Origin of the sequence: Microcoleus sp. Pol11C2, assembly GCF_036701505.1 — a bacterium.
Taxonomy (GTDB): Bacteria; Cyanobacteriota; Cyanobacteriia; order Cyanobacteriales; family Microcoleaceae; genus Microcoleus.
Genome location: NZ_JAUBQX010000034.1, coordinates 20,326 through 44,369 on the forward strand (window position 1 = coordinate 20,326; position 24,044 = coordinate 44,369).

Annotated in this window: 7 protein-coding genes; 2 read left to right on the forward strand and 5 right to left on the reverse strand. The window is 44.5% G+C overall.

The window, feature by feature from the left end:
- Positions 1 to 144 precede the first annotated feature (144 nt).
- Complete coding sequence (locus tag QUA42_RS18785; RefSeq protein WP_333139037.1) at positions 145 to 2,346, reverse strand: transglycosylase SLT domain-containing protein; 2,202 nt, start codon at positions 2,344 to 2,346, stop codon at positions 145 to 147.
- A 337-nt stretch (positions 2,347 to 2,683) separates the two neighbouring features.
- On the opposite strand from QUA42_RS18785, the gene QUA42_RS18790 reads away from it, so the two are divergent.
- Positions 2,684 to 4,162 carry a leucyl aminopeptidase gene (locus tag QUA42_RS18790; RefSeq protein ID WP_333139039.1) on the forward strand — a complete coding sequence of 493 codons (1,479 nt, stop codon included), beginning with the start codon at positions 2,684 to 2,686 and terminating at the stop codon, positions 4,160 to 4,162.
- 412 nt (positions 4,163 to 4,574) lie between these two features.
- The gene (locus QUA42_RS18795) at positions 4,575 to 6,797 is read left to right on the forward strand and encodes a PAS domain S-box protein (protein ID WP_333139041.1); all 2,223 of its coding nucleotides are present in this window, start codon (positions 4,575 to 4,577) and stop codon (positions 6,795 to 6,797) included.
- A gap of 129 nt (positions 6,798 to 6,926) precedes the next feature.
- On the opposite strand, the gene QUA42_RS18800 is transcribed toward QUA42_RS18795, so the two are convergent.
- From QUA42_RS18800 to QUA42_RS18815, 4 genes are all read right to left on the reverse strand, one after another.
- Positions 6,927 to 12,767: an AAA family ATPase gene (locus tag QUA42_RS18800; protein WP_333139043.1), complete on the reverse strand. Its 5,841-nt coding sequence runs from the start codon at positions 12,765 to 12,767 to the stop codon at positions 6,927 to 6,929.
- A gap of 78 nt (positions 12,768 to 12,845) precedes the next feature.
- Positions 12,846 to 12,980 carry an ATP-binding protein gene (locus QUA42_RS18805; protein WP_445301339.1) on the reverse strand — a complete coding sequence of 45 codons (135 nt, stop codon included), beginning with the start codon at positions 12,978 to 12,980 and terminating at the stop codon, positions 12,846 to 12,848.
- 73 nt (positions 12,981 to 13,053) lie between these two features.
- Complete coding sequence (locus tag QUA42_RS18810; protein WP_333139045.1) at positions 13,054 to 18,477, reverse strand: AAA family ATPase; 5,424 nt, start codon at positions 18,475 to 18,477, stop codon at positions 13,054 to 13,056.
- Positions 18,478 to 18,567: 90 nt separating this feature from the next.
- Positions 18,568 to 23,940, reverse strand: coding sequence for an AAA family ATPase (locus QUA42_RS18815; RefSeq protein ID WP_333139046.1), 5,373 nt, complete (start codon positions 23,938 to 23,940; stop codon positions 18,568 to 18,570).
- Positions 23,941 to 24,044: the final 104 nt, after the last annotated feature.

Consider the following 24,044-nt stretch of genomic DNA (forward strand, 5'->3'; position numbering starts at 1 on the left):
GCTTGCTGATATTATGTCCGGTCAATTACCGCAATCAAGATGTTTGTAGTGAGGACTAAAGTGCTCACTACAAATCTGAGGACTTTAGTTCTTACTACAAACCTTGGAGATTAGGACTAAAGTCCTTACTACAAACCAAATTTACTAAGGCTTTGCTTTTTTCTGAGCAGCCGCATAATGCTCACTCATTAACTGATTAACTTCTGGATTGTAAATCCGCAGATAATTCCAGTAATTCTCAAACACCGATTTCACGTATCCTTTCGTTTCAGGAAACGGAATCTTTTCCGCAAAAGCATCTGGGTCACTAAAATTAAACCTCTTCAACCAATCTGATACTGCATTTGGCCCGGCATTGTAACTCGCGACAGCTAACATCGAGTTATTCTTGTACTCGTCGTGAGTGTGATCCAAATACCACGTACCAAGTTTAACGTTGTCGTCCACATTCTCCAATGAATACTTTTTGAGGCTGATTTGTCCAGCAACCCAAGCTGCTGTTTCTGGCATTACTTGCATTAAACCGGTGGCGCCCACTGATGATTTGATAGCGGGCATAAACCGCGATTCTTGCCGGATTAATGCTGTTACTAATACTGGATTTATTTTGCGCTCTTGCGACCATTTGACAATGGTTTCTAAGTAAGGAAAAGGATAAAGTGCTTGCCAATAAATCGGTTGCTGTCTGAGATCCAGGTATTGGGTTCTATCATCTGGTTTATCTCGCTGCCGCAAACTCCCAACCATCCACAAACCGTCTAAATTGTCTCCAACTGCAACTCGCATTAAACCGTCGGTAAACTGTTCGGCAATACTTGGTTCTACGCGGTCGATAAATTCTATTTGCCACAGCGTCCAAGCATCTCTATCTTGACCTAATTGATAGAGTTCTTTCAACGCAGGAGAACCCGCAGTTGGTTCGGGGCGCTGAGGCGGCCGGACTACATTGGGAGACAAATCTCGGACTGTGGTAAAGTCGCCGACTGGCCAGCCAAGAAGTACAGCCGATCGCCACGCAAAATATGATTCTGGATAGCGTAAGATCGTATAGTCAAAGGCAGTCTTGGCGTCTTGTTCCCTGCCGAGTTGCTGTGCCCATTTCCCGACCCAAAATGCGGCTTCTGGAGCTTGTTCGCTGTCGGGATTGTGGGTGGTTAATTCTCTCGCCCACTGCCAAGCGGATTTTAAATCTCCGCCTTTGGCAAACTGCTGGGCGATCGTCCACCGCAATTCGCCTGCTTTATCAGAATTATTGTATTTTGTCAATAGCAACTTCCGGGTATCTGAGGCGGATTGACCACTGCGTGCTTTGTCGAGAAGTTGGGATTTATCTAACAAAGCTTCGGGGGCATAATTGGGGAATTTGTTAATAACTCGATCGAGTAAAACGATCGCTTCTTTCGGTTCGCTCAGCCGCGACAGCCGAATTAAACCCAAACCACTATCTTCGGCATCGGGAAACTCGCGTACTAATTCTTGATAGGCAATTCTCGATTCCGGGATTTTTCCGTCGAGCCACAAACCGCGAGCTTTGCGGTAAAGATTTTTGGCATTGCGGGGAGCTTTCCCGTAAGCAATAGCTCCTTTGCCGTAATTTTGTTTTTCCCAATAGCCAAAGGCAATTTCTTCCCAATCTTCCGGTTTCAAACCGGCGCCGTTTCGCTGCACCAGTTGTTCCAAAATTGTCCCGTAATCTTTGACATAATGACCGTGTTTTGCTACGAGCAGCATCAACTGCGGCTGATTCGGATTTTCTTTTAACTTGCGGAGGGCAATTTCTACGCTGCGGGGATGACCAGGAAGTTCAGTAATTGCCTGTTGCCAATATTCCGGTTTTGACTTGCCTAAAACATATAAAGCTTCCGCTGCTACCGGGTCGCTCGAATAGTTTTTGAGCAGTTCCTCCCAAGCTTTTTGAGTTTTGCCTTTGTCGCCGCTCAATTGGTAAGCTTGGGCCCTTTTTAGGGCAATGTGAGCAGCTAAAACCGGATATTCTTGCTCTAATTTGTCCAATAATTTTAATGCTTTAGCCGCATTTCCTTGCTGGATTAAATCGCTGGCAAGCAGGTAGCGGGCGCGGCTTTGAGGGGAGATTGGCTGCTGCGGGTTCGTATTTACAGACTCACTGGCTGCGAGTTCAACTAATTTCGCAGATCGCTCGCTCGGTGACAGCGACACCAGCATCTTGACTTCCGATTCGGAATTCGCTGCATTCAGCGGCTGCTCGGCCTTCTGGACCGAGCCAAAACCCATCCATTTCATCGCAGCAACCAAAGAGCCGATCGCAATAACGCAAACTGAAACGCTGATTAAAACAGAAAATCGGGCCCGGCGTCGTTTTAGCATGGGAAAATTTAAGAGAATAACAATAGATAACCGATCGTTTGTCAAAAGCCATCAGAGGCAGGATGGGTGTTCCACGCCATCACAGGCAGGAGACCTGTTTAACGAGAAATAAATTTTAAGAGTGGGGCAAAAATGGACAGCCGACCCCCAAACAGATGATTGAGATTGGTGAAAGATCCGATCGCAGGCGGACTTGGCTGATATAGTAGCAGAATTTATTTTGATGTGGAGCGGAAAATTTGTGCGATCGATCTATTTACCCGCACAAAGGAAAAACCCCAAACCACCCACTACAAAGTACAATCAAAAATCTAAAATCTAAAGTGTAAATCAAAACATGGAATTTCTAGTCACCGATACGCCCCGCTCTGTTTGGACCGGAGACGCCTTGGCAATTGGTCTATTTGAGGACGCCCTGGAACTCACCGGCGATCTGGCACAATTAGATGAAAAGCTTGCAGGCACTTTGAAAGAGCTGCTACTGGAAGTAGATTTTAAGGGCAAAGTGGGTACGAGCGCCATCACCCGCGTCGGCGGCAATAATCCCATTCGCAAAATTGCGATCGTCGGTTTGGGCAAAACAGAGGACTTAAAATTAGACACCGTGCGGCAAGCAGCAGGCGTTTGCGCCAAGCTAGCCAAAAAAGAGAAATGCAAAACCCTCGGAATTAGCTTTCCGGTGTGGAAAAACGCGCCGGATGTTACAGCAAGCGCGATCGCCGAAGGTGTAGAACTCTCCTTGAATCAAGACAACCGTTTCAAATCGGAACCTGAAGACAAAAGCCCGCAACTCGAACAAATTCATTTGCTCGGTTTTGCCGGTACCGAAAGTGCGATCGCCCGCGCCCGCCAAATCACTGCCGGAGTCATTTTAGCACGGGAATTAGTCGCAGCGCCGGCCAATTTTGTCACCCCGATTACAATGGCCGAAACCGCTCAAAGTCTGGCTGCCGAATGCGGTTTAGAATTAGAAATATTGGAGCGGGAAGACTGCGAAAAACTAGGCATGGGAGCCTTTCTAGGCGTGGCACTAGCATCGGATTTACCACCCAAATTCATCCACTTAACTTACAAACCCGAAGGCACACCGCGCCGCAAAATAGCAATTGTCGGCAAAGGATTGACCTTTGATTCCGGCGGTTTGAACATCAAAGGTGCCGGCAGCGGCATTGAAATGATGAAAATAGATATGGGCGGCGCTGCGGCTACTTTGGGAGCGGCAAAAGCGATCGGGCACATCAAACCCGATGTGGAAGTTCACTTTATCAGCGCCGTCACTGAAAACATGATCAGCGGCCGTGCCATGCGCCCTGGAGACATCCTTACAGCTTCCAACGGCAAAACAATTGAAGTCAACAATACCGACGCTGAAGGTCGTTTAACCCTGGCTGATGCTTTGGTATTTGCTGATAAATTGGGAGTTGACGCGATTGTCGATTTAGCAACTCTAACCGGGGCCTGCGTAATTGCTTTAGGCGACGATATCGCGGGTTTGTGGAGTCCTCAAGATAGCGTCGCTGCCGAAATAGTCGCCGCCTCAGAATTGGCAGGCGAAAAATTTTGGCGAATGCCGATGGAAGAGAAGTATTTTGAGGGCTTGAAAGCATTGCACGCCGACATGAAAAACACAGGCCCCCGTCCCGGCGGTTCGATTACGGCGGCGCTATTTTTGAAGCAGTTTGTAAAGGATACTGCATGGGCGCATTTAGATATTGCCGGCCCGGTTTGGACTGACAAAGAAAATGGTTACAATGGCCCTGGGGCTACCGGTTTTGGAGTTCGGACTTTGGTGCAGTGGGCCCTGGGCGGCGCTTAATTGTGGATTTCCAGCCCAAAAATTGAGATTTTCTCTGCCTTAAAAGTCTGTTAGTCCATCTGTGAGCCAGGGGTTTTTAACCCCTGGCTCACTGCTTAAGTAATCTAAAAGAAAATTTAATAGCGATCATTAACAATTTAAATGTTTCTGAATCAAGAGGTAGGCGAACCTATTTATTCCGTTACAGGGAGCAACGTAAGCGTTGCTAGCCGTGACGCTCACCATTGCTCATACTTGGCAAAAGCTTCGTTCCCAGGGCCCAACCTCGACAGTTTTGACATTTCCTGAAAAAATAGCTGTTTCATAAAAAATGAAAAAAGTATATAATTATGTAAATATTTCCCTAGCCGAAATCAAATAATTAGATTTGATCTGATTTGCATTGGTACAGATAAATTTTTTCTTGAACTTTATGCAAGAACAATTAACAATTTTTTTTTCCACACTTGCTGTATCTTCTACATTCGCCTGCAACGTGGTGCCGGAGTTGCGATTGTACGCTGTTTTTGACTCGCTGACGGCACTGGCTTATTGCTCGATCGCCCTATCTTTAGTTTATTTTACCCGCCAAGGTTCTCACCGCAAGATTTTCCGGGTGTTTGCCGTGGTTTTTTTTGCCTGGGGCGCGGCTAAATTGACGGAAGTTTGGACGCTGTGGCACTCGATATATTGGCTGTCAGTAACTCTCAAAGCTGCAAGTGCTTTGAGTGCGTGGTTTTTAGTCGCAGTCGCCCTTGCCCTCATGCCCAAAGCACTTGCCGAGTCTGGTTTCAATCAAAAAGAAAAACTTCAAAAACAGTCGTTAAAACAGGTAGAGGAACATCAGCACCACCATGATATCCAGAAAGGAGAATTCGCAAAACAAGCGCTCAATTTTTACGCTTCAGATACTATTGTCGATCGCGCTTTAGCTCTCAATTCGCTTAATGAACAGTTAGAAAAAGAAATTGCCGATCGCCACCGAGTTGAGGAAAAGTTGCAACTGACTCAGTTTGCGATCGACCGATCGGCAGATGCGATATTCTGGATCGGGCCCGACGGTAAATTTTTGTACGTCAACGACGCTGCTTGCACTTCATTGGGATATTCTGCAGCAGAATTGCTCTCGATGACCGTGCACGACATCAATCCAGATTTTCCCCAAACTGCTTGGAGTTTGCACTGGAAAGTCTTAAAACGCTGCGGTTCGGTTAATATTGAAGTTCACCACCTCACTAAGTACGGTCGCATTTTTCCGGTAGAAATTACGATCAACCATTTGGAATTTAACGGCAAAGAATATCAGTGCGCGTTTGCTCGCGACATTAGCGAACGCAAGCGGATTGAGGCAGCTTTGCGAGAAAGAGAAGAAGAATTTAGGTCATTAGTTTCTAGCATTCCCGGTGCGGTTTACCGGTGCAGTGCTGCTGGGCGATCGAGCCTAACTTTTATCAGCAGCGGCATAGAAGCTATTTCCGGCTATCCAGCCGCTAACTTTATGCAAAAACCGGTGCAGGCTTTTCCGAGTATAGTTCATCCCGATGACGCTGAGCAGATCGAGACAATTATCGATCGGGCTATTAAGACAAAACAACCTTACATCATCGAATATCGCCTGATGCACTGCGACGGAAATGTGCGGTGGGTTGCAGAGAAAGGTCAAGCCCTTTTCAACGCAGCCGATGAAGTTGTATCCCTCAACGGCGCCATTTTTGACATAACAGAACGCAAAGCAGCGGAGGATGCTTTGCGGCTCTCCGAGGCGATCGCCAACAACAGAGCCCAGCAGCTAGAAATCGCTCTTAAAGAACTTCGAGAAACTCAAGCTCACCTAATTCATACCGAAAAAATGTCAAGTCTCGGTCAAATGGTAGCTGGAGTAGCTCACGAAATTAATAACCCTGTCAGTTTTATCTACGGCAATATTTCCTACGCCAGCCAATATATCAGAGACTTGTTGCAGCTTGTGGAACTTTACCAAAAACACTATCCTCAGCCCGTGGTAGAAGTTCAAGAATGTATTGACAAGATCGATTTAGACTTTCTGAGAGAAGATTTACTAAAAATATTATCTTCGATGAAAATGGGAGCAGATCGCATTCGCGAAATAGTTCTGAGCTTGCGAAATTTCTCGCGTTTAGACGACTCGGTAAAAAAGCCTACTAACCTTCACGAAGGCATAGATAATACCCTCTTAATATTGCACAACAAACTCCGAGCCAGAGGCGACTATCCAGAAATAAAAATAATCAAAGATTACGGTCAACTTCCTTTAATAGAATGTTATGCAGGTCAGCTCAATCAGGTATTTATGAATCTGCTTAGCAACAGTATTGACGCATTGGAAGATGCTTGCAACCAAAAAAGGCGATATGCGGCGGTCGGCGACGATTGGAAACCAACTATTAGCATTCGCACAGAAGCCCTAAACGAAAATAGTATTTGCATCCGCATTGCCGATAATGCGATCGGGATGACAGAAGACGTGCGTAGCCGATTATTTGACCCGTTTTTCACGACAAAACCGATGGGAAAAGGCACTGGTTTAGGGTTAGCCATCAGTTACCGAATTGTCGCGGAAAAACACGCCGGAGCCTTAAGCTGCCGTTCCACCGTAGGAGAAGGTACGGAATTTGCGATCGAGATTCCTTTATGAATTAGTGCGACGGAAGTATCAAAAATTTGGCAGAAGTTATCGCTTACTATAAATTGTAAAGTGGCGTGTAAAAAACTTTCAATTTTTAATAAAAATCCCAAAATTGGCTATAAATTACCCAGCTAATGCTCAACATGGCAGTGAAATTATAAATTCTGTACCGCGACCTAAAGTTGAGTTGACTTCGAGCATACCAAAGTGTTGCTCAACTACAATCAACCGTGCGATCGCCAATCCTAATCCCGTTCCTTTCCCTACCGCTTTCGTCGTAAACAAATGATCGAAGATTTTCTCTTTGACTGATTCACTCATACCATTTCCATTATCAGTAATGGTAATTTTCACCTGGTTATCTTCTAGTGAGGTTGTAATTGTAATGCGGTTGGGATTTGCCTGAATTTCCGCAAAAGTTCGACCAGTATTTGATTCATCTAACGCATCGATCGCATTGGCTAGAATGTTCATAAACACCTGGTTAAGCTGTCCCGGGAAGCATTCGATCGCCGGAATATTGCCGTAGTCTTTCACTACTTCAATGGCGGGTCGCTCATCGTTCGCTTTCAATCGATATTTGAGAATTAAGAGCGTACTATCTATGCCCTCGTGGATGTTGAAGGGCGCTTTATAGTCTTTGTCAGCTCTAGAAAAGGTGCGGAGCGAAGTGCTGATACTTTTAATGCGATCGCATCCCAGTTTCATGGAGTCAACCATTTTAGGCCAGTCTTCGATGATATAGTCTAAATCGATATCTTCGGCATGGTCTGCAAGCTCTGTTTCTGAGGCGCGATCGCGATAGAGATTGAGATGCTCCACTAAGTCTTGCACCGTTTGCTGGGTTTCATTCAAATTGCCCCAAATAAAGCCGACGGGGTTGTTGATTTCATGAGCAACACCTGCTACCAGATTTCCGAGTGATGCCATTTTTTCGCTTTGCACCATTTGCAGTTGGGTGTTCTGCAAATCTGCCAGAGTCTGTTCGAGTTCCTGTGATTTTTGAATTACCACTGCTTCTGCTTGCTTGCGATCGGTAATATCAATCAGCATTCCATCCCAAACAGTTTCTCCGTCTTCTCTACGTTCTGGCTGAGCAGCGGCTTTCACCCATTTCACTTTCCCACTGGGAGTAATAATCCGCCACTCATGTTGAAATGGGGTGAGCGTTTGAGCGGACTCGATAACTGCCCGAAACCCCTCTGCTCGATCGTCGGGATGTTCAAAATCGCGTAGGCTGTATTTTCCTAGCATCACATCCTCTGCCGCCACTTCATAGAGTGTTTGACATCCAGAACTGACGTAGGGCACTGAAGCAGAACCATCGGCTTGAATCCGAATCTGATAAATCAAGCCAGGTACGTTATTGGCAAGTTTCTGAAAGCGGGCTTCACTATTCTTTAACTCTTCCAGAGACTGTTCTAGCTGTTGAGCATAGTTCTGAGATCGCTCGTAAAGTCGAGCATTTTCTAAGGAAATCGCCGCTTGAGCGCAAAGTAAGTTAAGTAGTTCAACGCGATCGCTCGTGAACGCCCCCGTTGCTAAATTATTCTCTAGATATAAAATGCCCATCAACTTACCTTGATGCAAAATCGGGCTACACAAGATACTCTTCGGCTGCTGACGCATGATATACGGGTCATTGGCTAAAGTAGGATCGGCACTGGCATCAAGTAGCACAACAGTCTGCCTGTCACGCTTGACTTTGTAAATCAGCTTCAGGGGAATTTCTTGACTCTCTTCAACCAGAAGGCGCTGCAACACGACTGGCTCTTTCCCTACAGTAATTGACCCTTTGATCAGCAGGCGATCGTCTCGCAACAGCATTAACACGCATTTATCGGCTCCAGCATTTTCGATGACGATCGAAAGTAACGATGAAAGTAGTTTTTCCAGTTCGATTTCACCGGAAATAGCATGAGAAGCTTTGAGGATGGCACAGATGTCGAGGGAATTGGAGACACTGAAGGAGGAAGTGGTGGAGGTGACGGTTCCTACTGCAAAGACGGTTTCGTTGACCGAGAGGGCAGAGTGAGCTTGCCCAAGGATAGCAGCCAGCAGTTGCGGGTAGCGACGTTCTAGGTCTGCAACTTTGGCTTTGGCTCCCCAGCGAGCATAGCCGTAGTAGGCTTGGGTCATGTATTCCTGGGCGATGCGCTCTTTGTTCCATTCCAGATAGAACTTAGCACTTAGTTCATTGCCTAAAGCTGCTTCGTGGATGAATTGGTGTTCTTGAGCCAGCGCGATCGCCCGATCGTAATGCTCAATGGCAGCGGCTTTGTCACCCAACACCCGATATCGCTCTGCTTCCACCAGATGCCATTTGTGCAAGTGATTCATCGGGGCATTGTGCGCCGATTGGTGCAGAGCCGCTTGATGGGTAGCAACCACAGTCAAAAGTTCAGTTTGCTCTGGTTCTGACCCGGTGGGGAAGAGTGCCAGATGCGTCAGCGCCGCATAGAAATGGAAAATGGGAATAAAAACCGTTCCCGATAGTACCATCCAACAGGGCTTGAGTTTGGTGAGGATATCGAGAGCAGCCGGATAATTGCCACATGAGTAGGCAAGCAGCAGTTTGAAGATGTAGACAACGACAATCATCATGAGTTCGTTATCCTGCTGGTGCTTGGGCAGCATCACGGTTTCATCATAGGCAGTACCCATTAGGCGATCGGGCTGGCTCACCGTTTCTCGCAAATTCTTTACCGTTTGCCACGTCATGTCCAAAAGAAAACCCGCCGAATCATTGTTCATCTGAGCCATAGCAGCACTGTAAGCTGCTAATTCGGGTTCCAACAGGTCTAGCTCTACACCTGCGAAAAAAGCCAGATGGGAGTAGCTTCCTATGTCGTAGCCGGCACTGAGCAGATTACCTGTTTCCATACCTGCCTTGTAACTCTCTTTCAACGTCACAAGTGCTGCCCGCAACGCTTCTTGGTGAGGTTGAATGAAAAACCCAAACATCCCCAAAGTGATGCACTTCATACTTTGAGTAGTCACCTGCTCCAGCATTGAGAGTGCTAATCGACCAAACTTATAGCCAGTTTCGACTTCGCCGAAAAAGGCACACAGTACCATGCTGTGAACCACATAGCCGATCGTTGAAGCGGGGGCATTACCAAACTCTAGGGATAACCGCACCATCGTCGCGCCCAACAGAGGCAGCAATGCCGGCATCCCCTGGTACACGGGTGAAAATAACCTTCCTAACAGTTGGATGGCGGCTTGAGCATTGGGGTCGCTCATCGCGGGCAAATCAACCAGTTCGGCAATTTCTCTGCCCTGGAGTTGCTCCTTAAGCTGCTGTAAAGCACTGCCAATCCTGGCTGAGTCTGCTTCTGTCGGAAACTCTACCCCCAATTGCTTCAACGCCTTTGCACCGACTGCGATCGCCTGCAATGTTTGGTTGCGAGCCGTGTGTGCTGCGATTTGAATTTCGTAGATTTTCACTGTGTGGAGAATCGTCTGTGCCTGCTGCAAGACGAATGTGGCAAGCTGCTCCATGCCCTCAAAGTCACTATTCAAGTAACTGGCTTCGGCGGCGGCTACATACAGATTGAGCGTCAATTCGTACTGAGTTTCCCAGCAGTCTGGCGAAAGTAACTCCAACCCGCTTTGCAAATAAACCTTTGCCGCAGCATAAGCGGTCGCACTTCTGGCCTTAGTTCCCGCTTTCAAGTTCAGTTGTGCTAGAGCTTGCCGTTCCTCCGGTGGCGCGATTAACTCAATGGCTAAATTCAAATGCCCGACAATATCAAATAACTTGTCTTCTCGGTCTATTTCTGAGAGTTTTTGCTGGAGCAGTTGTCCAATTTGCAGGTGGGTTGCTTGTTTGTTGTCAGCGGGAATTAAAGAATAGGCGGCTTGCTGGACGCGATCATGCAAAAATCGATAGGTCGGATTAACAGTATCCTCTGCCTCAGACTGTCCCGCACCCTGAAAAAACTTGTAAATCTGACTCGTGGGTAAAATCAAGCCTTCCTGCAAGGCTTTCCACAATGCTGTTGCGGCATCGGTTGGCGATCGTTGTGAAACGATCGCCAATGTTTCCAGATCGAACTGTGCCCCCACACAAGCAGCTAGCTTCAGTATCTCTTGAGTGGCTTCTGGCAACTTTTGTAATTGCAGCGCCATGAACTCCACCACATCCGAAGTGAGCCAGAGCGATCGCACTGCTACCATATCGCACTGCCAGTGTCCGACTTGCAGATCGTAGGCAATGTAGCCCTCCTGATGCAGGGTTTTGAGAAACTGCGTGGCAAAGAAAGGGTTGCCTTTGGTTTTTTGATAGATTAACTCTGTCAGCGGTTGCGCTAGAACTGTGGAACAACTGAGGGTGTCGGCAACCAAACGATTGATGTGAGATTGACTTAACGGGGTGAGGGTAAGGGTGCTGATAGTTGCTGAGTCTTTCTTCATCTCTTCCAATGTCAGCATTAGTGGATGAGCGGGGAAGACTTCATTATCTCGGTATGCCCCGATCGTTAGCAGATAGCCCACCTCGCTTTGACTCAGCAACACTTGCATCAAGCTCAATGAGGCTGAATCTGCCCACTGCAAGTCATCGAGGAACATCACTAAAGGATGTTCTGCTTTAGCGAATACGGCAATGAATTTCTGGAATAGCAAGTTGAAGCGGTTCTGGGCGGCACTACCTGAAAGTTCAGGGGCAGCAGGTTGTTTGCCGATAATCTGTTCGAGTTCGGGAATGACTTCAATTAGGACTTGCCCGTTCTCACCCAAAGCTGAGAGGATTTTGTCTTTCCACTGCGTCACCTGAGTATCACTTTCACTCAATATTTGTCCCATCAAGTTCTGGAAGGTTTGCACAAAGGCACTCAACGGGATGTTGCGGTTGAACTGGTCATATTTACCTTTGATGAAGTAGCCGCGTTGCCGCACAATGGGTTTATGAACTTCGTTGACGACGACGGTTTTGCCAATTCCAGAAAAACCTGCCACTAGCATCATTTCTGTTGCGCCTAAGCTGACTCTTTTAAAGGCTTGGAGCAGGGTTGCTGCGTCGGTTTCTCGTCCGTAGAGTTTGTCGGGGATGATGAAGCGATCGCTCCTATCCCGTTGTGCAATTTTAAAGCTCTGAATTTTCTCAGTTTTTTGTAGTTGATGTAAACATTTTTTTAAATCATATTTCAGTCCTAATGCACTTTGATATCTATCTTCGGCGTTTTTTGCCATCAATTTACTGACAATCTCTGAGACTACCGAGGGGAGTTGTGGGTTATTTTCATGTACTAATAGTGCTGCTTTGGCAATATGACAATGTACCAACTCCATTGGGTCATTTGATTCAAATGGTAATTTCCCTGTGAGTAATTCGTAGAAAGTCACACCCAAAGAATAAAAGTCACTTCGATAGTCAATCCCCCGATTCATTCGACCAGTTTGTTCTGGGGAAATATAAGCAAGTGTCCCTTCTAATACATTGGGATTTATCAAAGTTTGTGTTTCTCTTGGAAGTAAAGACGCAATACTAAAGTCAATTAATTTGACTTGTTTGGTTTCGGGATTAATTAAGATATTGCTGGGCTTTATGTCTTTGTGAATGATGCGCTTTCGGTAGAGAATATCTAAGGTATTGCAAAGAGCGATCGCGATTTCCAAAAACTCTCTCAAAGATAGTGCGTTTTTCCCTTTAATCGCCCATTCCTGAAGCGAAATTCCCCCAAAGTCTTCCATGACTAATGCATAGCCATTTCGAGAGGGTTCGAGACTATACGTTTGGATAATTCCGGGTTGACAAAGGTTTTTAGAAATGGTATATTGATTGCGAAATTGCACCAGCTCGCTAAAAATGGGATACTCGTTTTTCAGCAGTTTGATGACGACAGGTAATCGGTCACTGATACGGATTGCCCGATAAACTAAGGTGCGACTTCCTGAATAAACTGTTTGGAGAATTTGATAGTTAGGAATTTGAATGCTTGTGTTTGGGTTGCGGTTTTGGTGAGAGTTATTCATGGTTGTTGTTATTTAATAATTGGTGGGTTAACGAGCGGTTAAATGGGTCTGAAGAAGATAAAAAAATTAACTTTTTTGTTAGGCATTAGTTGGTAAGGTGATGATAAATTCTGTTCCGGCTCCCAGTCGAGAGTTGATGTGAATAAAACCGCTATGTTTTTCAAAAACGATTTGACGTGCGATCGCCAAACCCAATCCAGTGCCTTTACCCACACCTTTAGTTGTAAATAAATGAGCGCATATCTTTTGTTTTACCTCTCAACGGGCGTAGCAGTAAGAAACTTCTTTAGGCTCTAATATAGCTGATAGGAATCTCGATCGCTAACTCAGTACCATCTCCCACTCTAGAATTACAGGTTAATTTACCGCCATGTTTTTTGACAATACCATAGCTAACAGATAAACCCAAACCTGTACCGCTACCCACTGGTTTAGTTGTAAAGAATGGATCGAATATTCGGGATTGAATATTCGCCGGGATACCGGCACCATTATCAGTGATTTTAATTCTAACCCTGTCTGTTTCTATGACTTCAGTCTGAATCTTGATTACAGGAGTTTTTTCTGTTTTATTAATTGATTGAAGAGCATCAATAGCGTTACTGATAATACTCAGAAATACTTGATTTATCTCACTAGCATAACAAATGACATTGGGCAGATTTCCATACTCTTTAATAACTTGTATTTCTGATTTCCCATCGCTCAGTCTTAAGCGAGTTTGTAAAATTAGCAAAGTGCTTTCAATTCCGGTATGTAAATCTACTGCTTTCATCTCTGCTTCATCTAAGCGGGAAAAGTTACGCAAACTAAGGATAATTTGGCTAATGCGATCGCTCCCTGCTTTCATAGATACCAGAATTTTAATTAAATCTTCCCACATAAATTCTAAATCCATTTCTTCTCTTTTCGCTTGAATTACTCCACTCGCTTCAGGATACTCTTGTTGATAAATATCAAGTAAAATAAGCAAATCTTTGACATAATCCTCTATATGTGCAACATTACTACGAATAAATGTTACTGGATTGTTGATTTCGTGAGCAATCCCCGCTACCAGTTGACCCAGAGATGACATTTTTTCGCTCTGAATTAATTGTGATTGGGTTTGTTGTAAGTTTTTAAATGCTTGCTCTAAATCAAAAGCTTTTTGGCTTAAATCTTCCGTTTTTTGCGCTACTTCTGCTTCTAAGCTTTGGGAATATTTCTCTATTTGTTTATATAAACGAGCATTATCAATAGAGATCGCCGCTTGAGCTGCGAGTATCTGGAGAATTTCTACTCGCTCATTAGTAAATGCTCCCAGTGTTAAGTTATTTTCTAAGTACACAATACCGACGAGTTTTCCTTGGCGAATAATTGGAGTACATAAAACTGATTTAGGTTGATGAGCGATAATATAGCGATCGCCTGCAAATTGGTCGGCTGTACTTAAGTTGTCAAAAACAGCAGTCGCTTGAGTTCGTGCCACGGCATAAATCAAACTGTGAGGAATTTCCTCATATTGTTCCAGAGGAATTTCTAATATTTTTGTCTGCTTTTGTGCGGTTTGAGCGACGACTAACCATTGTCGGTCTTGGCGAAGCACTAAACAACCGATTTGTGCTCCCCCATTCGCCAGCGTAATCTGCATCAAAGTGGCTAACAGTTTCTCTAATTCAATTTCTTGTGAAATGGCTTGTGCTGCCATCATTACGGCTGGAAAATCTAACCATAAATTCTCGCTACTACTGACGCTAGTTAGGCTTCTCATCCAGGTGGGGTTGAGGGTTGTTCCAGATGTGGCGACAAAATTAGCAGGTTGGAGAATAGCTTTCAGTAGTTGTGGATAGTGTTGTTCTAAATAAGCAACTTTAGCCTTTGCACCCCAACGCGAATAACAGTAATACGCCTCAATCATGTAAGATTGTGCAACTTTTTCTTTCCCCCAATCTAAGTAGAATTTCGCAGCTAGTTCGTTAGCTAAAGCTTCTTCTTGGATATATTCGTTTTTCTTGGCTCCGGCAATTGCGCGATCGTACCAATCTCCAGCTTCATAATTCTTGCCTAAAACCCGGCATTTTTCTGCTTCTACCAAGTCAATTTTATGTTTGTGATTCATCGGCGCCTGGTGTGCCCATTGAGCCAAAGTGGTTTGATGGGTTTCTGCCAAAGCGAGACTGTTGGCTTGCTCAATTTCTGACTGCGTAGAGCAGACTGCCAAGTAGGTTAACCCGGCATAGAAATGGAAAACCGGAGTATGAATCATTGCGGCCGCCACCCTCAAATAGAGGCTTGCTTGAGCAATGTAGTCTAGGGCGTTGGTGTAGTGGCCAAAGAGATAGGCAAGCATTAGTTTGTAGTTATAGGCAAGAGCGAGTGCAGTAAGCTCTCTATTCTGATTATGCTGAGGAAACATCACGGTTTCATCATAAGCCTGACCGATTAACAAATCCGGTTGATTGACAATTTCCCTCAAGTTCTGCACCGTCTGTTGTGTCATCTTCACGTAAAACATAGGAGAATATTGCTTCACAGTCGTTAAGACAGCACAATAATTTTCTATTTCTGCGTGCCAATCATCAATCTCTACCCCCGAAAAAAAGTTATTATATAAATAACTACTGACGCAGTAGCCAGCATTGAGAAAATCACCTGTTTCCATTCCGACTAAATACCCTTCTTTCGCAGTTGGGATGGTTGCCCTCAGTGGTTCTTGACGATGCTGAATAAAACAGCCAAACCAAAGTAAAGTGATACATTTAAATTCTGGCCAATTCAACTGATTGAGTAAGCTCAGTGCTACTCGCCCAAAGCGATAACCTTTTTCTACTTCTCCGAAAAAACCAGACAGCACAATGCCATAACCCACATACCCGATTGTTGATGCTGGTGCATTGCCAAATTGAAGTGATATACTGACCATTGTGGCACAAAGCAGAGGCTGCAAGGCAGGATTTCCCATAAAAATAGCCGGAAACAAGATGCCTAACAATTGCATCGCCGCGATTGTCCGAGGATCGCTCATCACGGGAAGGTTAACCAGTTCCTCGATCTGTTTGCCCTCCAGTTGGTTGGCAAGGTTTTGTAATGCAATGCGTGTCAATGCTTCGTCAGTTTCATAGGGGAGTTCAATCCCCAATTGTGCTAGGGCATTGGTGCCGATAGCGATCGCTTCTAACATCTGACTCTGAGTTGTCAGTGCGTTGATTTGAATCTCAAATATCTTGACTTTATCTAGTATTGTTTTCGCCGATCGCAAAACCTGGGCTGCCATTTCTTCCATGCCATTAAAATCGGCATTTAAGTAAGCCGTTTCAGCCGCAGCTACATAAAGATTCAGGGTTAATTCATACTGAGTTTGCCAACAATTTTCAGTGAGTAACTCCCGCCCTGTTTTCACAAAACTTCTGGCGCCTGCATAGGCTGTAGAATTTCTGGCTTTCTGTCCGGCTGCTAAGTTCAATCTGGCTAAGGCTTCCCGTTCCTCTGCTTGAGTCATGAACTCAATTCCTAAATTTAAATGCCCGACAATATCAAACAGCTTTTCCTCTTTTTCTATCTCTGATAAGTTTTGTTGGAGTAGTTGCCCAATATGGTAATGGGTCTGCTGTTTTTGCTCGTCAGGAATCAATGAATAAGCCGCTTGTTGGACGCGATCGTGTAAAAATCGATAAGTCGGATTAGCGGAATCATTGAAAACTTCCTCGCTATCAGATTGGGTAAAGAACTTATAGATTTCGGTAGTAGGAATTACCAAACATTCCTGCAAGGCTTTCCATAAAGCTGTGGCGCTACTGTCTGGTGATTTCTCACTGACAATTGCTAAGGTATTCAAATCAAACTGCGCCCCTATACAAGCCGCTAGTCTGAGACTATCCTGAGTTTCTCTGGGCAATTTCTGTAATTGCAATGCCATGAATTCAACGACATCATCAGTAATTGCTAAGGCCTTCACTTGGGCAATATCGCATTGCCAATATTGAATTTCGCAATCAAAGCTAATTAACTTGTCATCATGTAATGCTTTTAGAAACTGGGTCGCAAAAAAAGGATTACCTTGAGTTTTTTGATAGACCAATTTTGTTAAAGGCTTGGCTAGGGATGATTCACAATTTAGTGTATCTGCCACTAATTGATTCATATCAAGTTCCCTTAACGGTGGTAAAGTAATTGTATTCACCGTTGCCCCACTTTTGACAATTTCATCCACTGTTAAAATGAATGGATGTACGGGGGAGACTTCATTATCTCGATAAGCACCTAATATTAATAGATACCCAGCATCTTGCATCAATAATTTCAGCAAGTTAAGTGATGCGGAATCTGCCCATTGCAAGTCATCTAAAAACATGACTAACGGATGTTCTTTACTGGTAAAGACTTGCACAAATTTTGGCAATAAGAGATTAAAGCGATTTTGGGCGGCTGTTCCCGATAATTCAAGGGCGGCTGGCTGTTTACCGATAATATTTTCCAACTCAGGAATTACGTCAATTAAGACTTGTCCGTTGTCTCCCAATGCAGTTAATATCTGGCTTTTCCATGTTTCTAATTGCCAATCTGATTCGGATAGCAATTGCCCCATTAAATCGCGGAATGCTTGCACAAAGGCGCTGAAGGGAATGTTGCGATGAAATTGGTCATATTTGCCTTTAATAAAATAACCGCGCTGACGGACAATGGGCTTATGAACTTCGTTTATAACTGCGGTTTTTCCAATCCCTGAAAAACCTGCAACTAGCATGATTTCTGTTGCACCTTCGCTGACTCTTTCAAAGGCTTGAATGAGCGTTTTTACTTCGGTTTCTCGTCCATAAATTTTGTCGGGAATCAGGAAGCTATCGCATATATCCCGCTTTCCTAATTCAAAGCTTTCAATTTTTCCAGTTTGTTGGCACTGCTGCAAACACTTTTCTAAGTCATGTTTCAATCCCTTGGCACTTTGATAGCGTTTTTCGGCATTTTTTGCCATCAGCTTCATCACCATATCCGAAACCACCTGCGGGATTTTTTGGCTGTTTATTGCAGGAGGTTTTTTCGCAATATGGCAGTGAACCAACTCCATCGGGTCGTCACATTCAAATGGCAGTTTTCCTGTCAGCAATTCGTAAAATGTGGCTCCCAGAGAATAAAAGTCGGTGCGGTAGTCGATGCCTCGGTTCATTCGTCCAGTTTGTTCGGGAGAAATATAAGCGAGGGTTCCTTCTAAAACGTTGGGATTTTGAATCTCTTGAGTTTCTCTCGGCAGTAGCGAGGCGATGCTAAAGTCAATCAGTTTGACTTGTTTGGTTTCGGGATGTATGAGGACGTTAGCTGGCTTAATATCTTTGTGGATGACTCGGTTTCGGTAAAGTCCGTCCAGGATGTCAGTTATTTGAATGGCAATTTCCAATATTTCTGCTAGAGTCAGCTTGCGTTCTTGGGCATAGTCTCGCAGAGAAATACCGCCAAAATCCTCCATTACTAGGGCATAGCTGTGACGATAGGATTCCAAATTGTAGGGTTCAACGACTCCCGGCAGACGTAGGTTTTTGGCGATGGTATACTGGTTGCGGAATTGCAGCAGTTCGCTGAAACTGGGATAGTCTTTATTTAATAGTTTAATGACAACTGGAAGCTGAGCAATTTCTCTAATGGCTCGATAAACCAGGGTTTTAGAACCACTGTACAGTTGCTCGATTAGACGGTATCCGGCAATTGGACTGGTTAAATCTATACCTGCATTCATTTTGGCTATCCTCATCTCAAATATTGACTGCTAAAAATTAATGTGCGCCTCTATGTGTAAGGGTTAAATGCGGCGCTCGTATAATTAACTTCATCCGTTTGTAGGCAATGATATCGTAAACTCCGTCCCTTCTCCTAATACAGAATTTACCTCAATTGTACCGCCGTGCTTCTCAACCACAATCTGCCGTGCGATCGCCAATCCCAATCCCGTGCCTTTCCCTACTCCCTTGGTAGTAAATAAATCATCAAAAACCTTCTGCCTCACCGTCTCACTCATGCCAATACCGTTATCTTTGATACGAATTATTGCTTTCTGCTGAGCTTCCGATAATTCAGTGTTGATAATAATTTGATTATGATTAATTTTGATTTCAGCATAACTACGTCCCGCATTTGATTCTTCTAAAGCATCTATCGCATTAGCCAACAAATTCATAAATACCTGATTGATCAGTCCTGCATAACATTCTACTTCCGGTAAATCACCATACTCTTTAATTACCCGAATCTCAGGGCGAGTGTCGTTTGCCTTGAGGCGATGTTTGAGGATCATAATTGTGCTATCAATCCCGTCGTGGATATTGCAGGCAACGGGGCGATCGCTATCGCCACGGGAAAAGATGCGAAGACTGGTGCTGATGCCTTTGATTCGCTTCACTCCTTCCCTCATGGAACCCACTAACTTTGGTAAGTCTTCCCGGATATAATCGAGGTCTATCGCTTCAATTTCCTCTTGAATTGCCGCAGTGTAATTAGGATATTCTTGCTCAAATAGATCGAGCAATCCAAACAAATCATTAATGTAATCTAAAGCAGGGGTAATGTTGCCAGCAAGGAAGCCTACAGGGTTGTTGATTTCGTGAGCGACCCCAGCTACTAAATTGCCCAATGCCGACATTTTTTCACTTTGGACTATTTTTAGTTGTGCCTGTTTGAGGTCTGTAAGGGCTTGTTGGGATTCTTGATAAAGACGGGCATTTTCCAAAGATATGGCAGCTTGAGAGCAAATTAGATTCAGCACTTCAACCCGATCGCTCGTGAACGCCCCCGCCGCTAAATTATTTTCCAGATATAAAATGCCTATCAATTTACCTTGATGCAAAATCGGGCTGCACAAGATACTCCTAGGCTGCTGACGCATGATGTATGGGTCATTGGCTAAAGTAGGATCGGTCGTCGCATCAATCAGTACAACAGTTCGCCTATCGTGCTTGACTTTGTAAACTAGCTTCAGAGGAATTTCTTGACTGTCTTCAACCAGAAGGCGCTGCAACACGACTGGCTCCATCCCCACGCTAATTGACCCTTTGATTAGCAGGCGCGAGTCTTGCAAGAGCATTAACACGCATTTATCAGCCCCCGCATTTTCGATGACAATTCTCAGCAACGATGCCAGCAGTTTTTCCAATTCGATTTCGGCAGAAAGAGTTTGGGAAGCTTTGAGAATCGCAGCTAAATCTAAAGCTACAGAGACGCTGCTACTGCTGGAACTGGGAGAACTGGTGGAAGTGACACTTCCCAATGTGAAGATAGTTTCGTGAGGGGAGAGGGGAGAACGGGTTTGCTGGAAGATGGGAGCCAGTAGTTGAGGATAGCGTTTTTCTAAGTCGGCGACTTTGGCTTTAGCGCCCCAACGAGCATAGCCATAGTAGGCGTTTGTCATGTATTCCTGGGCAATGCGCTGTTTACCCCAGTCGAGGTAAAAGTTGGCGGCTAGTTCATTGGCCAGTGCTTCTTCTTGGATGTATTCGTTGGCTTTGGCTCCAGAAATTGCCTTGTCGTATAGCTCACTTGCTTCTGCTTTGTGTCCTAACACTCGACATTTTTCTGCCTTGATTAAGTCAACTTTATGTTGGTGATTCATGGGGGCATGATCCGCCCATTGAGTAATATTCGTTTGATGAATTTCCATCCTGCCAAGAGTGTTTGCTTGCTCACTTTCTGACTCCATATAGCATAGTGCCAGGTAGGTTAAGCCAGCATAGAAATGAAAAACAGGAATTTGAATCATTCCTGTCGCTCCCATCAAATAGCGGTTAGCTTGTGTAAGGTAGTCTAGGGCATTGGTGTAGTTGCCAAAAATATAGGCAAGCATCAGTTTATAGATATAAACAACAGCAAGGACAGTGAGTTCGTTATTTTGATACTGCTTAGGAAACATCACAGTTTCATCGTAGGCAGTACCGATTAATAAATCCGGTTGCTTGACAATTTCCGTCAAGTTCTGCGCCGTTTGTTGTGTTGCCTTTAGGTAAGCCAGAGGAGAATCTTGCTTCAGAGTCGCTAAGACAACACAGTAATTTTTTATTTCTAGTACCCAATCGTCCAGAGCCACTCCACCGAATAGATGATCGTAAAAACAAATAGCTATACTGTAGCCAGCATTGAGGAAATCACCTGTTTCCATCCCCGCTAAATAGCTATCTTTGAGAGTTGGTATTACTGCCCTCAGTGGTTCTTGACGATGCTGGAGGAAAGCGCCAAAAAACAGTAAAGCGGAGGACTTAAATTCCCGTACATTCAACTGAGTGACTAAGTTCAGTGCCAATCGCCCGAAATCATAACCTGTTTTTACTTCTCCTAAAAAAGCAGATAACACCATGCCATAACCTACATATCCGATTGTTGATGCGGGCGCATTTCCAAATTGGAGAGATAGACTCACCATTGTGGAGCAATACAGAGGTAGCAAGGCAGGAGAGGCTGAAAAAATCGCTGAAAACAACATGGCTAATAGTTGCATCGCTGCAATTGTCTCTGAGTCGCTCATCGCAGGGAGGTTAATCAGTTCTGAAATCTGTTTACCCTGAAGGCGAGCGCCAAGGGTTTGTAGTGCTTTGCCTGTCAAGGCTTCATCAGGTTCAGATGAGAACTCAACCCCTAATTCTACCAGCGCATTTTTGCCAACAGATATTGCTTCCAACATCTGACTCTGCGCTGTGAGTGCGCTGATTTGGATCTCATAAATTTTCACTCGGTCTAGTATGGTTTGAGCGGATCGCAACACCACTCCGGCTTGCTGTTCCATTTCCTCAAAGTCACCATTCAAATAGGCCACTTCAGCCGATGCCACATACAGATTCAAAGTTAATTCATACTGATGTTGCCAGCAGTTAGCTGTCAGTAACTCAATTCCAGTTTGTAAATAAACTCTTGCTGCGGCGTAAGCTGTCGAATTTCTCGCCTTCACTCCAGCTTGCAAATTCAGTTGAGCTAATTCTTGCCGTTCCCTTGATTGAGCAATTAACTCAATTCCTAAATTCAAATGCCCTACAAGATCGAACAGTTTTTCCTCAAGCTCAATCTTCGATAAATTTTCGAGCAGTAACCGTCCTATTTTGAGGTGAGTTGCGGTTTTTAGCTCATCGGGAATCAGAGAATAGGCAGCTTGTTGGACTCGATCGTGTAAAAATCGATAAGTGGGATTAGCTGAAGCCTTGAAAACTTCATCACTATCCGATTGGGTAAAGAACTTATAGATTTTTGTCGTGGGAATCACCAAACCTTCCTGCAATGCTTTCCATAAAGCAGTAGCCGTCATTCCCGCAGATTGCTCACTGACAATTACTAACGTATTCAAATCAAACTGCGCTCCAATACAAGCAGCTAATGTTAGAACCTCCTGAGTTTCTGGCGGCAACTTCTGCAATTGCAATGCCATGAATTCAACGACATCATCAGTGAACACTAAGGCTTTGACTTGGGCAATATCACACTGCCAATGCCGAATCTCCCAATTAAAGCTAATTAGCTTATCGTCATGTAATGCCTTGAGAAACTGAATAGCAAAGAAAGGATTTCCCTGAGTTTTTTGATACACTAATTTTGTCAAAGGTTGGGCCAGGGATGAGTTGCAATTTAGCGTATCTGCCACCAACAAATTCATATCTGGTTCGCTTAACGCTGGCAAAGTAATCCTATTCACTGTTGCCCCAGTTTTAACTATCTCATCCACTGTTAAGATAAATGGATGCACAAGCGAAACTTCATTATCTCGATAGGCCCCCAATACTAATAAATATCCTGTATCCCTCATCAATAGTTGTAGCAAATTTAGGGAGGCTGAATCCGCCCATTGCAAGTCATCCAAAAACATCACTAAAGGATGTTCTTTGCTTGTAAAAACTTGCACAAAATTCTGCATGAGCAGATTAAAGCGATTTTGGGCGGCACTTCCTGACAATTCTGTTGCAGGAGGTTGAGCGCCAATTATGCCTTCTAACTCAGGAATCACATCAATTAAGACTTGTCCGTTGTCTCCCACTGCTGCTAAAACCTGGGTTTTCCATCTTTGCAATTGGGTATCCGATTCTGATAGCAATTGACCCATTAAGTCGCGGAATGCTTGCACAAAGGCACTGAAGGGAATGTTGCGTTGAAATTGATCGTATTTGCCTTTGATAAAATAACCGCGCTGACGGACAATGGGTTTATGAACTTCATTGACAACGGCGGTTTTCCCAATTCCCGAAAAACCTGCTACTAGCATCATTTCGGTGCTACCTGTGCTGATTCGCTCAAAGGCAGCTAATAGGTGATTAACTTCTTTTTCTCGACCATAGAGTTTGTCGGGAATCAGGAAGCGATCGCATATATCCCGCTTTCCTAATTCAAAGCTTTCAATTTTTCCAGTTTTTTGGCACTGCTGCCAACACTTTTCTAAGTCATGTTTCAATCCCAAGGCACTTTGATAGCGTTTTTCGGCATTTTTTGCCATCAGCTTCATCACCATATCCGAAACCACCTGCGGGATTTCTTGGCTGTTTATTGCAGGAGGTTTTTTCGCAATATGGCAGTGAACCAACTCCATCGGGTCGTCACATTCAAATGGCAGTTTTCCTGTCAGCAGTTCGTAAAATGTGGCTCCCAGAGAATAAAAGTCAGTGCGGTAGTCGATGCCTCGGTTCATTCGTCCAGTTTGTTCGGGAGAAATATAAGCGAGGGTTCCTTCTAAAACGTTGGGATTTTGAATCTCTTGAGTTTCTCTCGGCAGTAGCGAGGCGATGCTAAAGTCTATGAGTTTAATTTGTTTGGTTTCGGGATGTATGAGGACGTTAGCTGGCTTAATATCTTTGTGGATGACTCGGTTTCGGTAAAGTCCGTCAAGGATGTCAGTTATTTGAATGGCAATTTCCAATATTTCTGCTAGAGTCAGCTTGCGTTCTTGGGCATAGTCTCGCAGAGAAATACCGCCACAATCCTCCATTACTAGGGCATAGCTGTGGCGATAGGATTCCAAATTGTAGGGTTCAACGACTCCCGGCAGACGTAGGTTTTTGGCGATGGTGTACTGGTTGCGGAATTGCAGCAGTTCGCTGAAGCTGGGATAGTCTCGATTTAATAGTTTAATGACAACCGGAATCTCGTCTGTTTCTCGGATAGCTCGATAAACTAGGGTTCTCGAACCGCAGTATAATTGTTCAACCAGATGATATCCAGAAATTCGCTTCGTCAAATCCACTGCGGTACTCCTCTGGATTACTCCATCTCAGACATTGACTCTTGTAACTAAGTATCAATACTCCGCACAGTTTTGGGAACGATTCTACAAGCTTACGCGGGGCA

Bases quoted from the DNA above. Each gene is read 5' to 3' on its own strand.
- QUA42_RS18785 (WP_333139037.1), bottom strand. From the start codon at position 2,346: ATGCTAAAACGACGCCGGGCCCGATTTTCTGTTTTAATCAGCGTTTCA.
- QUA42_RS18790 (WP_333139039.1), top strand. From the start codon at position 2,684: ATGGAATTTCTAGTCACCGATACGCCCCGCTCTGTTTGGACCGGAGAC.
- QUA42_RS18795 (WP_333139041.1), top strand. From the start codon at position 4,575: ATGCAAGAACAATTAACAATTTTTTTTTCCACACTTGCTGTATCTTCT.
- QUA42_RS18800 (WP_333139043.1), bottom strand. From the start codon at position 12,767: ATGAATAACTCTCACCAAAACCGCAACCCAAACACAAGCATTCAAATT.
- QUA42_RS18810 (WP_333139045.1), bottom strand. From the start codon at position 18,477: ATGAATGCAGGTATAGATTTAACCAGTCCAATTGCCGGATACCGTCTA.